The sequence below is a fragment of the Klebsiella sp. M5al genome, from assembly GCF_002090195.1.
Lineage (GTDB): Bacteria > Pseudomonadota > Gammaproteobacteria > Enterobacterales > Enterobacteriaceae > Klebsiella > Klebsiella grimontii.
Window position 1 is genome coordinate 4,261,967 of sequence record NZ_CP020657.1, and the last position, 13,143, is coordinate 4,275,109.

The 13,143-nt window shown below is 58.9% G+C and carries 12 protein-coding genes; 2 read left to right on the top strand and 10 right to left on the bottom strand.

All coding sequences use genetic code 11. From position 1 onward, the window contains the following. Positions 1-111: 111 nt before the first annotated feature. From dedD to pdxB, 7 genes are all read right to left on the bottom strand, one after another. Complete coding sequence (gene dedD, locus BWI76_RS20360; RefSeq protein ID WP_004870885.1) at positions 112-801, bottom strand: cell division protein DedD; 690 nt, start codon at positions 799-801, stop codon at positions 112-114. Next, positions 791-2,059: a bifunctional tetrahydrofolate synthase/dihydrofolate synthase gene (folC, locus tag BWI76_RS20365; protein ID WP_004870883.1), complete on the bottom strand. Its 1,269-nt coding sequence runs from the start codon at positions 2,057-2,059 to the stop codon at positions 791-793. The genes dedD and folC overlap by 11 nt, the downstream gene beginning before the upstream one ends. Positions 2,060-2,131: 72 nt before the next feature. Further along, complete coding sequence (accD, locus tag BWI76_RS20370) at positions 2,132-3,046, bottom strand: acetyl-CoA carboxylase, carboxyltransferase subunit beta (RefSeq protein WP_004870882.1); 915 nt, start codon at positions 3,044-3,046, stop codon at positions 2,132-2,134. Positions 3,047-3,240: 194 nt separating this feature from the next. Further along, the gene (locus BWI76_RS20375; protein ID WP_004123217.1) at positions 3,241-3,900 is read right to left on the bottom strand and encodes a DedA family protein; all 660 of its coding nucleotides are present in this window, start codon (positions 3,898-3,900) and stop codon (positions 3,241-3,243) included. 27 nt (positions 3,901-3,927) lie between these two features. Then, a complete protein-coding gene (truA, locus tag BWI76_RS20380; protein ID WP_004870879.1) occupies positions 3,928-4,740 on the bottom strand; it encodes a tRNA pseudouridine(38-40) synthase TruA in 813 nt (270 codons plus the stop codon). After that, complete coding sequence (locus BWI76_RS20385) at positions 4,740-5,753, bottom strand: aspartate-semialdehyde dehydrogenase (RefSeq protein ID WP_004870877.1); 1,014 nt, start codon at positions 5,751-5,753, stop codon at positions 4,740-4,742. Before BWI76_RS20385 ends, truA begins: the two co-directional genes overlap by 1 nt. Before the next feature lie 62 nt (positions 5,754-5,815). Next, entirely contained in the window at positions 5,816-6,952 is a 1,137-nt protein-coding gene (gene pdxB, locus BWI76_RS20390; protein ID WP_004870875.1) for a 4-phosphoerythronate dehydrogenase PdxB, read from the bottom strand. Between the two features lie 110 nt (positions 6,953-7,062). Here pdxB and flk point away from each other — a divergent pair, with 110 nt between their 5' ends. Continuing rightward, complete coding sequence (gene flk, locus BWI76_RS20395) at positions 7,063-8,022, top strand: flagella biosynthesis regulator Flk (protein WP_004870874.1); 960 nt, start codon at positions 7,063-7,065, stop codon at positions 8,020-8,022. Positions 8,023-8,062: 40 nt separating this feature from the next. On the opposite strand, the gene BWI76_RS20400 is transcribed toward flk, so the two are convergent. After that, a complete protein-coding gene (locus BWI76_RS20400; RefSeq protein WP_049088433.1) occupies positions 8,063-9,238 on the bottom strand; it encodes an MFS transporter in 1,176 nt (391 codons plus the stop codon). Between the two features lie 206 nt (positions 9,239-9,444). After that, complete coding sequence (gene fabB / locus BWI76_RS20405) at positions 9,445-10,662, bottom strand: beta-ketoacyl-ACP synthase I (protein WP_049085908.1); 1,218 nt, start codon at positions 10,660-10,662, stop codon at positions 9,445-9,447. 158 nt (positions 10,663-10,820) lie between these two features. Between fabB and mnmC the strand changes: the two genes are divergently transcribed. Beyond that, complete coding sequence (mnmC, locus tag BWI76_RS20410; RefSeq protein ID WP_049085910.1) at positions 10,821-12,809, top strand: bifunctional tRNA (5-methylaminomethyl-2-thiouridine)(34)-methyltransferase MnmD/FAD-dependent 5-carboxymethylaminomethyl-2-thiouridine(34) oxidoreductase MnmC; 1,989 nt, start codon at positions 10,821-10,823, stop codon at positions 12,807-12,809. Between the two features lie 55 nt (positions 12,810-12,864). Here the strand turns inward: mnmC and BWI76_RS20415 are convergent, their stop codons facing one another. Next, positions 12,865-13,143 (bottom strand): YfcL family protein, encoded by a 279-nt coding sequence (locus tag BWI76_RS20415; protein WP_004870865.1) that lies wholly within the window; start codon positions 13,141-13,143, stop codon positions 12,865-12,867.

The following is a 13,143-nucleotide window of genomic DNA, read 5'->3' on the forward strand; positions in this document are numbered from 1 at the left end:
TACAGAAATAAAAATGGCGCTGAAAAAACATTCAACGCCATACTGCCTTTCGCCTCTTCAGGGCGCGTCAGACAGGGGTTCCGGCCCTCTACTCCTTTAAAAAAGAGAGAGTTAGTTCGGGCTGTAGCCCATGACCACGCCGCTAAGTCCTGAAATCTGCTTCAGCTCGCCAAGCTGGCCTTTCAGCTTATCCTTTGAAGTATCCGGCCCCACGAGGATACGGGTGATTTTACCCTGCACCGGCGTCGAAGGCGACGTGTAAACTTTAAAGCCGGAAGCGCGCAGCTTACCAACAATTTCGTTGACCTTATCGGCGTTCTTCAGCGCGCCCAGCTGCACAACATAAGCTTTGCCGGTCGGCGCCGGAATTTCAGCCTGCTGCTGCGGTTTAGGCGGCGGCGTCTGCGCCGTAACCTGCTGCGTCTGCGGTTTCTCTACCGGCTTAGGCTGAGGCTTCGGCTGAGGTTTCGGCTGCGGCTTCGGCGTCACAACCGGCTCCTGGACCACATCAAAACTGTTGTTGTTCACCGGTATTCGCGACGGATCCAGCGATGGCGCAGCGGCATCGCCTGCTCGCACCTCTTCCGCCGCCCCTTCCGGAGGCTGCGAAGGCAGCGCCTGAGTCGCTGCAGGTAACATATCCGGCTCATCGCGATCCCCCGGCTTTGGCACCAGCGGGATCGCGGCAAACTCATCCTGATAATGTTTTTTCTGACCATCCAGCAGCCCTGGCAGGATAATCACCCCCAGCGCCACCAGCACAATCGTCCCGACTAAACGGTTCTGAAACTTACTCGCCACCGATTCTCCCCGCGTCTATTTCTTCCATTACATGCGCCACCGTGTGGAATGAACCACATACCAGCACCGTATCTTCAGGTCTGGCGTCCGCCATCGCGGCATGCCACGCCTGCGCGACGCTAATATAGACTTTGCCTGTGCGCAAATGTTCCAGCAGCTGCTCCGCCGTGGCTCCACGCGGCCCTTCCAGCGGCGCGCAGTACCAGTCGTCAACTTCCGTCTGCAGATTTGCCAGCGTACCTGCGATATCCTTGTCATGCAGCATACCAATAACCGCCAGCACGCGCCCCGTTTTCGATAAGGTTCTGAGACGCCCCGCGAGATATGCCGCCGCATGCGGGTTATGGGCAACATCAAGGATCGTCCGGGGAGCCTCGCTGATTATCTGGAATCGCCCCGGCAGCATCGCGCGTTGTACGCCGTCGCGAATCGCCTGCTCGCTAACCTTAAGCCCGCTGGCGCGCAAGGCCGCAATCGCCGTAGCCGCATTCGGCATCGGAACCTGCGGCAGCGGCAGGTCGGTCAACGCCCCCTGCCGATCGTAGAAAGACCAGCCTTGTTCCCCGGCCTCGTACCGCCAGTCAACGTCACGGCGCAGGAGCCGCGCCCCTTTTTCATCCGCCACCTGAGCAATGGTCAACGGCATATCGGGTTCACCGACGATGGCCGCTTTGCCGGCGCGGAAAATACCCGCCTTTTCGCGGCCGATGCTTTCGCGATCCGGCCCCAGCCAGTCAGTATGATCGAGGGCGATACTGGTCACAACCGCCACGTCGGCATCGACGATATTGGTCGCATCCAGGCGGCCGCCCAGGCCCACCTCAAGAATCACCACATCCAGCCGCGCCTGCTGAAACAGCCACAGCGCGGAAAGCGTGCCGAACTCAAAATAGCTCAGGGAAATCTCACCGCGCGCGGCTTCAATTTCGGCAAAAGAGGTAGTGTGCGCCAGCTCCGTCAGCTCCTCGCCCTGCACGCGCACCCGCTCGGTGTAGCGTACCAGATGCGGCGAACTGTAAACTCCAACCTTGTAGCCCGCCGCCATCAGCGCCGACTCCAGGGTACGGCAGGTAGTGCCTTTACCATTGGTTCCCGCCACCGTGAAGACAAACGGCGCCGGTTTTAATACCGCCATCTGCTTCGCGACCTCGCTGACGCGCGCCAGGCCGAGATCGATAGTTTTGCTGTGCAGATGCTCCAGATAAGAAAGCCACGTAGCCAGGGGCGACGCGGCCTGAGGAATAGGTTGTTTTTCCATGATGTCCGGCAAGAGTTAAGATCGCTACGCGTATAAAAAAGGGCAGCGCCGTCAGGCCTGCCCTCTCCATTATCAGGCCTCTGGTTCCTGATCCGGTACCGGCGGCACCACCTCGCCTTCGTGAGCGGGTTCCGGATTTGGCGCCGGAAGGTTCATCAGCTTCGCCAGGATACTGGCCAGCTTCAGACGCATTTCCGGGCGGCGTACGATCATGTCGATCGCCCCTTTCTCAATCAGGAACTCGCTGCGCTGGAACCCCGGCGGCAGCTTCTCGCGAACGGTCTGCTCGATAACGCGGGGACCGGCAAAGCCGATCAGCGCTTTTGGCTCAGCGATGTTGAGATCGCCCAGCATTGCAAAACTCGCCGAGACGCCGCCCATGGTTGGGTCGGTCAGCACGGAGATATACGGCAAGCCGCGCTCCTGCATTTTCGCCAGCGCAGCGGAGGTTTTCGCCATCTGCATCAGCGACATCAGCGCTTCCTGCATACGCGCGCCGCCGGATGCGGAGAAGCAAATCAGCGGGCAGTTGTCTTCCAGAGCCTGCTCAACCGCGCGAACAAAGCGCGCGCCGACCACGGAGCCCATTGACCCGCCCATAAAGGAGAATTCGAAAGCGGCGGCAACAACCGGCATATCGTGCAGGGTGCCTTTCATGACCACCAGCGCGTCTTTTTCGCCGGTCTCTTTCTGGGCGGACGCCAGACGGTCTTTATACTTTTTCGAATCGCGGAACTTCAGCACATCTTTCGGCTCGAGCTCGCTACCCAGCTCCACGAGGGAACCTTCGTCCAGCAGACTATGCAGGCGGTTGCGCGCCGACATACGCATGTGGTGATCGCACTTAGGGCAAACCTCCAGGTTGCGCTCCAGCTCTGCGCGGTACAATACCTGTCCGCAGCTGTCGCACTTGGTCCATACACCTTCAGGAATACTTGCCTTACGGGTGGGGGTTATATTGCTTTTAATTCGTTCAATCCAGCTCATTGATAACCTTTCTACCTGAACCTGGTCGATGCCAGTTTTGTCGCAAGGGGCGCATAATGCCATTTTTGCCCCTTACAGACCATGAATGTTGCACATTAAATCATAACATCCCGTAACATGGGATAAAAAAGTGGTCGAACCGCTCACACTTCACTCTTCGGACGGCGGCATACCGCCCGAAGATCGTCGCCGCGTTATTTCGCCTGTTTCGCCGCCGCCCGCTTGTGGCGGATGACTTCAATCACGCCAGGCAATACGGAGAGGACGATAATCGCCACAATCAGCAGCTTAAGGTTTTCCTGTACGATCGGCAAATCGCCGAACAGATAACCCGCATAGGTAAATAACAGCACCCACAGCAGCGCGCCAACAACGTTATACATCGCAAAATGACGATAGGACATATGCCCCATTCCCGCCACAAACGGCGCAAACGTTCGGACGATCGGCACGAAACGCGCCAGAATGATAGTTTTACCGCCGTGGCGTTCGTAGAAGCTATGGGTCTTATCCAGGTAGCTGCGGCGGAAAATTTTCGAATTGGGATTGCTGAAAAGCTTTTCACCAAACAGCCGGCCAATCGTGTAGTTCAGCGCATCGCCAACAATCGCGGCAATGACCATCAGCAGCACCATTAAATGCACGTTGAGATCGTTGGTCGGCAGCGCGGAGAGCGCGCCCGCCACAAACAGCAGAGAATCCCCCGGCAGGAACGGCGTGACCACCAGACCGGTTTCGCAGAACAGAATCAAAAATAAAATCGCGTATACCCAAATACCGTACTCTGCGACCAGCTCAGCCAGATGCACATCAATATGCAGAATAAAATCAATTAAAAAGTGAATCAGGTCCATAGTTTGCGTTAGCCCTTAATAACCCGGTTAGTCCGCCAGAAACAGCGGGCCCATCGGCATGACCGGGAGGTCGTAGCGGGCCGGGTAGTCCACCGACACCAGATACAATCCTTCCGCCTTTGCCGTTGCGGCGGCAAGCGTCCTGTCTTTTGCCGCCAGAAGTTCTGCAATCCAGCTCTCAGGCTGGTTACCGGCACCTACTTCCATCAGACTGCCGACAATGTTCCTTACCATATGATGTACAAAGGCATTCGCTTTGATGTCCACCACCACATATGCACCATAACGGGTGACGTTGATGTGCATCACGTTGCGCCACGGCGTGCGCGACTGGCACTGTACCGCACGAAACGAGGTGAAATCATTCTCTCCCAGCAGACACTGAGCGGCGCGCTGCATCCGCTCCGCATCCAGCGGCAGATAATAATGGGTTACGCCGCGGCTCAATACCGCCGGCCGCAGACGATGATTATAGATAACATAACGATAGCGACGCGCCGTGGCGCTGAAGCGGGCGTGAAAATCTTGCGGAACCGGCTTCACCCAGCGCACCGCAATGTCGCCGGGTAAATTGGCATTAACGCCCAGCGTCCATGCGGCATCCTGACGCTGCGCGCGCGTTTCAAAATGCACCACCTGACCGGTGCCGTGAACGCCGGCGTCCGTACGGCCGGCGCAAAAAACGTTAACAGGCTCGTTCGCCACCTGCGAAAGCGCCTTTTCCAGCTTCTCCTGCACGCTGCGAACTTCATTCTGCCGCTGCCAGCCGTAGTACTTGCTGCCATCATATTCGATGCCCAGCGCAATTTTGTAGACCGGCGGCTGCTCCATCTCAGACATCAGTACAGATACTCCTGAACCAGCTTCTCAGCGATTTTCACTGCCATCAGCGCGCCGCCAAAACGGACGTTATCGGCAACGGACCAGAACTGCACCTGCTCCGGCATCCCGTAATCGTTATGCACGCAGCCGACGGAAAGGCGGCCATTACCGGAAGCATCGCCGACCTGCGTCGGGAACTCGCCCTCTTCTGACAGCTCGATATCTTCGCCGCGGCTAAGGGCATCGCGCGCCTCTTCCGCCGCCAGCGGGCGCTGCGCTTCAAAGCTGACCATCTGTGCATGACCGTAGAATACCGGCGACTGAACGACGCTTGCGGAGATCATCAGGCCGTCATCCTGCAGAATTTTGCGGACTTCATCGACGATACGACGCTCTTCGCGCACGCTTCCTTCCCGATCGGGCAGCAGCGGCAGCATATTGAACGCCAGCTGGCGGCCGAAGAAGTCGTCCTCATCGATCGGAACACCGTTAAGCAATTTGGCGCTCTGCCCCGCCAGCGCATCGACCGCTTTTTTACCGTGGGCGGAGGCGGACAGCAGGTTGGTCACGCTGATGCGCGACAGGCCGCCCTGATCGATCAGCGGTTTTAACGCCGACAGCAGCTGGCTGGTCAGGCTATTCGGTACCGCAATAACGTTACGATTGCGGTAATCCGCCAGCACGAACGGGTTGACATCCGGCACCACCAGCGGCACGTCCGGCTCCAGCGCAAACAGACCGCTTAAATCAATCACCAGGCAGCCCGCGTTTGTGGCGTCGTCGATATACGCCGCGGTCGCTTCGACGCCGGCGGCAAAAAAGGCCAGCTGGACCTGGGTCCAGTCGAATTCGGCCGCATCCTGTACGACAACCGACTTGCCCGAAAAGCGCAGATGTTCCCCAGCGCTATCGCTTCGAGCCAGGGCATAAATATCCCCCACCGAGAACTGACGATCGGCAAGCGTTTCGAACAGGGCTTCGCCTACGGCGCCCGTTGCGCCCAGTACGGCAATATTCCAGCCTTCAGACATGGTGGTGTACTCCAGAAAAAAGCGGCCCTGCCGGATTATCCAGCAGGAGCATTAAGATGATATTAACGAACAGGATGATGTACGGCGTTGAAGCCCAGCTGGCGCAACAGCGTCGCCGCCTGCGCATCGCTGCACTGCACGTACAGCGAAGACCATTCACGGCGTTCCTGATAATTTTTACGCAGTTTGTCGAATTCGCCCGCAACGCCCGCGACTTTTCGCAGCGGCGCATCATCGCGGCGCACATCATACACCAAATGCGCCAGCCGTTTTAGCGTTGCCTGATCGAGCGGCCCGTGCAGCGTAATGCGGCCAAACTCCGGCGCCGGCAGCAATGTGTCCAGCGCCACCTGCTGCGGATGACCAATAAACGCGCTGTAAGCCTCAAAAACCTGCGTCGTGCCGCGCGCTTTTCCTTCAAGGGTATAACCGGCAATATGCGGCGTACCAATATCCACCCGCTTGAGCAATTCGGTATTCAGGTCCGGCTCCGGCTCCCAGACATCCAGTACCACGCTTAACGACTGATTGGCCTGCAGCCGCTGCAGCAGCGCGGCGTTATCCACCACTGGCCCACGGCAGGCGTTGATTAAAATCGTCCCCGGCTTCAGGCGGCGAATCAGCGCCTCATCCGCCAGGTGCAACGTTTTGTACTGCCCTTCCTTATAGAGCGGCGTATGGAAAGTCAGAATGTCCGCTTCCTGCACCAGCTCGTCGAGGGTGTGAAAATCGCCCTCATCGCCACGATCGGCGCGCGGCGGATCGCAAAGCAGGGTTTTTATTCCCAGCGCCTCAAGACGCTTTTGCAGGCGCCCGCCCACGTTACCGACGCCCACGATCCCGACGGTACGGTCGCTAAGCGCAAAACCATCGCGCTCGGCCAGTATTAACAGCGCCGAAAACACATATTCCACCACCGCGATAGCGTTGCAGCCCGGGGCAGCGGAAAAGCCGATTCCCGCCTGCTGCAGCCACGCTTGATCGACATGATCGGTACCCGCCGTCGCGGTGCCAACAAATTTGATCGCCTTGCCGGAAAGCAGCGCTTCGTTAACTTTGGTGACGGATCGCACCATCAGCGCATCGGCGTCATTCAACGCATCGACCGGGACAGGGCGGCCAGCAACGGCCTTGACTTCCCCCAGGCGGCTAAAAAGCTCGCGCGCATAGGGCATATTTTCATCAACGAGGATTTTCACGGTTCAGTACCTGTCTGAGAGCGAGAGTAAACCGGGGAAGTGTGCCATAATCTGGCCGCCAGGAACATCATCACCCGGCCCTTAGTACAGCAATACGCAAAGGATTAATCATGACGCAACCCGTTTCAGGTATGTCCGAACGCCCTCCGGGATCGGGCGAACCTCCGCTCACCACTCAGCAGCGTACCGCGCTTGAGCGGCTCATTACGCGCCTGGTGGCCTTAACCTCGCAGCAAAATGCGGAAGTGTGGGCCTGCGTAAAACACGATCTTAGCCTGAAAAACGATGCGCCGCTGCTGGCAAGCCATTTTGCCGCCGCCGAGCACAGCCTGAACCAGCGCTTAATCCTCGCCCAGCAAAATCATCACCGTCGGCAAATCCTGGCGCAGCTGAGCGAACTGCTGAACCAGGGCAACAATCGCCAGGCGGTCAGCGATTATATTCGTCAGCATGACGGTCAAACCGCGCTGCATGCATTGACCCAGCCGCAGCTGGAGAATGTTCTGCAGCTCCTGCAAAGCGGCCAGCTGTCGATTCCTCAGCCGCAGCAGCGCCCGCCAACGCATCGTCCGCTGCTGCCAGCGGAGCACAACACGCTCAATCAGCAGGTGACCAAACTCGCCGCGGCCACCGGCGAGTCCAGCAAGCTTATCTGGCAATCCATGCTGGAGCTAAGCGGCGTCAAGAGCGGAGAGCTGATCCCGGCGACCCACTTTACGCCCCTCTCCTACTGGCTCCACGCGCGGCAAACGCTCAGTTCTCAGGCTGCGCCGACGCTGACCTCGCTGCAGGCCGCATTAAAACAGCCGCTTGAAGCCGCGGAATGGCAAAGAGTGATGGATTTTGCCCAAACCCACTGGCACGCGACGGCGCAAACGCCGCTCAGCGCGGCTCAGCTGCTGACGCTGCTTAACAAAATTTTCGTGCTCAGGGTCGCCAGAGCCCAGGAGACGCTGGCGATCCCGCCGGTTCAGGCGCCTTCCGCCTCACCGTGGCTGGCATTGAAAAAACCGTGGGTTATCGCGCTGGCAGCTATCGTGGCGCTTGGCCTGCTGTGGCTGGTGATTTAAAGACATCTCATCGGCCCGCATGGCGGGCCGAATGAAAGCGCTACTTACGCAGCGACACCAGGGTAACCAGGATCCCCAGCACGGCGCATATTGCCGCGGCCAGGAAGACCGAAGAGTAGCCCAACGAAGTCGCGAGCAGCCCGGTAAGCGGGCCGGTGACGCCGTAGGAGATATCCTGAAACGCGGCATAGCCGCCAAGCGCCGTTCCCCGTACCTGCGGCGGTACCCGCTTCACGACCTCGACGCCCAGCGCCGGGAAGATAAGCGAGCATCCGCAGCCGGTTAGCGCCGCGCCCGCCAGCGCGATCCAGGCATCGGGCGCCTGCCAAAGCAGCGCCAGGCCTATCGCTTCAATCAGCAGCGAAACGATGGCCACTTTTACCCCGCCGAAGCGATCCGGCATCCAGCCAAACAGCACGCGCATCAGCACGAATGCCCCGCCAAACGCGGTCAGCGTAAAGCCGGCCATCGCCCAGCCGTTGCTGGCGAAATACAAAGAGACAAAGGTGCCAATTACCGCGAAGCCAACGCCCTGAAGGCCAAGACCGATACCGGGCCGCCAGATCATCCCAACCACGCTCCACAGCGACGGGCGCTCGCCGCCGTGAGCAGGAATTTTACGCACCGTGCCGTTAATCGCCCAGGCCACTAACGGCAGTACCATGGTGACGCAGGCCAGCGCCGCGACGCCGTAATGGCTGTAGATTAGCAGCCCCAGCGGGGCCCCGGCCGCCAGCGAGCCGTAGATCGCCATGCCGTTCCATGACATGACTTTACCGGATCGCATGGGCCCCACCAGCCCCATCCCCCAGCTTAAATTCCCGGTGAGCAGCTGGCTTTCCCCAAACCCCAGGATCAGGCGACCAAGCACCAGCAGGCCAAACTTCGCCATCACCGGCACTGGCAGCAGCGCGGCGCACAGCCAGGCGCCCCCCGCCAGCGCGCAGGCCAGCATCCCCTGCAGGACAGAGCGTTTGGCGCCGTACTGGTCGGCAAGGCGGCCGGCATAGCCGCGGGTTAATACGGTCGCCAGAAACTGAATACCGACAGCGATGCCAACCATGGTGTTGCCGAATCCCAGCTCCTGATGGACAAACAAGGGGATAACCGGTAGCGGCAGGCCGACGGTCATATAGGTCAGAAAAACGGCGAAAGTGATGCGAAACAGCGAACCATTCGCTGAAGGGGTATGTTTTGTTTCAGTGACTGCGGACATGCTTTACTCCAGTTCGCAGAGTAAGGCGAGGTGATAGCCACGCCCCCTCCACCTGATTATCAGGGTTAAGGCGCGTTGGATGACGTTAAACGCTTACGCATTATCTGAGAGACTAATGTTGTGGCAGGAGTTTGCCTTTTCGCGCAGGGGTCTGTCAAGAATACAAAAAAGGGGAGCCAACGGGCTCCCCTGGTAAAGCGTGCTCGTTATGCGCTGTATTTGCGCATCACCAGCGTGGCGTTAGTCCCGCCAAAGCCGAAGCTGTTAGACATCACGGTCTTCAGCGCGCGTTCAGTCGGCTCGGTCACGATATTCAGGCCAGCCGCCTGCTCATCCATCTCTTCAATGTTGATGCTCGGGGCAATAAAGGCGTGTTCCAGCATCAGCAGGGAGTAGATAGCTTCCTGTACGCCAGCGGCGCCCAGGGAGTGGCCGGTCATCGCTTTGGTCGCGGAGATAGCCGGGCTGTTATCGCCAAAGACTTCACGAATCGCCCCCAGCTCCTTCACATCGCCTACCGGGGTAGAGGTGCCGTGGGAGTTCAGGTAGTCAATCGGCGTATCAACGCCGTCCATCGCCATCTTCATGCAGCGAACCGCGCCTTCACCGGACGGGGCAACCATGTCTGCGCCATCGGACGTTGCGCCGTAGCCAACGATTTCAGCATAGATGTGCGCGCCGCGCGCCAGGGCATGTTCCAGCTCTTCAACCACAACCATGCCGCCGCCGCCCGCGATAACGAAACCATCACGGTGGGTGTCATAGGTACGAGACGCTTTTTCCGGCGTTTCGTTGTATTTGGTGGACAGCGCGCCCATCGCGTCGAATTCACACGCCATTTCCCAGCACAGCTCTTCGCCGCCGCCGGCAAACACGATATCCTGTTTGCCCAGCTGGATTTGTTCAACGGCGTTACCGATGCAGTGGGCGGAAGTCGCGCAGGCGGAGCTGATGGAGTAGTTCACGCCGTAGATTTTGAACGGTGTTGCGAGGCAAGCGGATACCGCTGACGCCATCGCTTTGGTCACCACGTAAGGGCCAACCGCTTTCAGGCCGCGCGGGCTACGCATGGCGTCAGCGCCGAAAACCTGAGATTTAGAAGAACCGCCGGAACCGGCGATCAGACCCACGCGCGGGTTTTGCTGATAGACTTCATCTTTCAGGCCAGCATCTTCAATAGCCTGCTGCATAGAGAGATAGGAATAGATTGAGGCATCGTTCATGAAACGAACCACTTTACGGTCGATCAAGCCGGTGGTGTCCAGTTTGACGTTGCCCCATACGTGGCTGCGCATTCCCGAATCTTTAAACTCTTCAGAGAAAGTGATCCCGGAGCGTCCTTCACGCAGAGATGCCAGGACTTCCTGCTGGTTATTACCAATACTGGAAACGATGCCCAGGCCAGTAATCACTGCACGTTTCATTCAATACCTCTGTAAGTCGCACTATAGTAAGTTTCGAGTCGCACAATAGCGTACACTTGTACGCCGAACAAGTCCGATCAGCCAATTTGTGTATAAATTTGCGCCCTCAGGCACACATCGTTAAGATCGTTCTACGCCTTGTGATTCGAGTAACTTACGTGAAACAAAACGCCATACAACCTGCCAACCTGGAATTCAACGCTGAGGGTACACCTGTTTCCCGAGATTTTGATGATGTGTACTTTTCCAATGACAACGGTCTGGAAGAGACGCGCTACGTCTTCCTCGGCGGCAATCGGCTCAATGAACGCTTTCCAGGGCATCCCCGCCCGTTTTTTGTGGTTGCCGAAAGCGGGTTCGGTACCGGCCTCAATTTCCTCACGCTGTGGCAGGCGTTTGACGTTTTTCACCGCGAGAATCCACAAGCTACCCTGCAAAGATTACATTTCATCAGTTTCGAAAAATTTCCGCTGAAAGCGGACGACCTGCGCCTCGCTCACCAGCGCTGGCCGGAGCTTGCAAGCTGGGCCGAGCAGCTGCAGGCGCAGTGGCCTCTGCCCATCGCGGGCTGCCATCGTCTGCTGCTGGACGAGGGCCGGGTCACGCTGGACTTGTGGTTTGGCGATATTAATGAGCTGACCAACGAGCTCGATGATTCGCTTAATCGGCAGGTGGATGCCTGGTTTCTCGACGGCTTTGCCCCCGCAAAAAACCCGGACATGTGGACGGCGGAGCTGTTTGCGGCGATGGCCCGTCTGGCCAGACCCGGCGGCACCCTGGCGACCTTCACCTCCGCCGGTTTTGTGCGCCGCGGGCTGCAGGAAGCCGGCTTCAGCATGCACAAGCGCAAGGGTTTTGGCCGCAAGCGCGAAATGCTCACCGGTGAAATGCTTCAGACGCTGGAGATCCCCGCACGCGCGCCGTGGTTTGCCCGCAGCGGTACGGAACAGCGCGATGCGGCAATCATCGGCGGGGGGATCGCCAGCGCCCTGCTCGCGCTGGCGCTGCTGCGCCGCGGATGGCAGGTGACGTTATACTGCGCCGACAGCGCGCCGGCCGATGGCGCCTCCGGAAACCGCCAGGGCGCGCTCTATCCGCTGCTCAGCCAGCACGATCCCGCCCTGGCCCGCTTCTTCCCGGCGGCGTTTACTTTCGCCCGCCGTCTGTACGACACGCTGCCGGTGATGTTCGATCATGAATGGTGCGGCGTGACGCAGCTGGGCTGGGATGTCAAAAGCGCGCAGAAAATCGCTCAGATGATTGAGCTTAATCTGCCGCCGGAAATCGCCGTCGCCGTGGACGCCGAGGCCGCAGAGCAACAAACCGGTGTCGAAACCGGCTGCGGGGGCATCGCCTATCCGGCAGGCGGCTGGCTTTGTCCGCAGCAGTTAACCGCTGAGCTGCTGGCCCTCGCCGCGACTCGCGGACTCCGCGTTCACTACGATTACCCGGTAGAGGCTCTCAGCGCAGACAATAGCGGCTGGCAGTTAAACCAGCGCCAGTACCACGAGGTCGTGATACTGGCCAACGGCCATCGGTTGACCCACTTCATCCAGACGGAGCATCTTCCCATGTACCCGGTTGCCGGTCAGGTCAGCCATATTCCGACAACGCCAGGGCTATCGAAATTGCGCCAGGTCCTGTGCTACAACGGCTACCTGACGCCGCAAAACCCGCATAATCAGCAGCACTGCATTGGCGCAAGCTACCACCGAGGACAGGCAGATGCCGCGTTTAGCGCCGACGATCAGCAGCAGAATCGGCAGCGCCTGATTGACTGCTTCCCGCAGGCGGAATGGACGCGGGAGGTAGACGTGAGCGCGAATCAGTCACGCAGCGGCGTGCGCTGCGCAACCCGCGATCATTTGCCGATGGTCGGCAACGTGCCTGATTATGACGCTACCTTAAGCGCATATGCCTCGCTGGCTGAACGCCAGGAGCAGGCCGGAGAAGCGCCGGTTTACCGCAACCTGTATATGTTGGGCGCGCTGGGTTCACGCGGCCTGTGCTCCGCGCCGCTGGCGGCTGAAATTCTGGCGTCGCAAATGAGCAATGAGCCATTACCGATGGATAAAGAAACGCTGGCGGCGCTGAACCCTAACCGGCTATGGGTCAGAAAGCTGCTGAAAGGGAAAGCGGTGAAATAATCGAGGGAAAATCGGGCCCGGCGGAGCGATCGCCGGGCTTTGGCAGAAAGCAGAACTATTTCTGCATCGCCTTCTGATACAGACTGTTCCACATTTCCTGCACCAGAATCTGATCCGGCGGCGACAGTTCGCCCGCGCTGATGGCTTTTTCAAGGCTCTGGGCGACTTTGTCATGCACCGCTTGCGCAGTATGCTCGCCCTCTCCTTCCAGCTCGGCCACCGCCAGCGTCAGGTGGCCGCGCAGATAACCGCCGGCAAACAGTTCGTCATCACTGGCGTGGTCGACCATATTATCAATTAACGCCAGAATGCGTGATTCAAACTCCGCGATCAT

Coding starts and splice junctions, on each gene's coding strand:
- flk (WP_004870874.1), top strand. CDS start 7,063: ATGACGCAACCCGTTTCAGGTATGTCCGAACGCCCTCCGGGATCGGGC.
- BWI76_RS20415 (WP_004870865.1), bottom strand. CDS start 13,143: ATGATCGCGGAGTTTGAATCACGCATTCTGGCGTTAATTGATAATATG.
- BWI76_RS20375 (WP_004123217.1), bottom strand. CDS start 3,900: ATGGACCTGATTCACTTTTTAATTGATTTTATTCTGCATATTGATGTG.
- truA (WP_004870879.1), bottom strand. CDS start 4,740: ATGTCTGAGATGGAGCAGCCGCCGGTCTACAAAATTGCGCTGGGCATC.
- fabB (WP_049085908.1), bottom strand. CDS start 10,662: ATGAAACGTGCAGTGATTACTGGCCTGGGCATCGTTTCCAGTATTGGT.
- BWI76_RS20385 (WP_004870877.1), bottom strand. CDS start 5,753: ATGTCTGAAGGCTGGAATATTGCCGTACTGGGCGCAACGGGCGCCGTA.
- accD (WP_004870882.1), bottom strand. CDS start 3,046: ATGAGCTGGATTGAACGAATTAAAAGCAATATAACCCCCACCCGTAAG.
- folC (WP_004870883.1), bottom strand. CDS start 2,059: ATGGAAAAACAACCTATTCCTCAGGCCGCGTCGCCCCTGGCTACGTGG.
- BWI76_RS20400 (WP_049088433.1), bottom strand. CDS start 9,238: ATGTCCGCAGTCACTGAAACAAAACATACCCCTTCAGCGAATGGTTCG.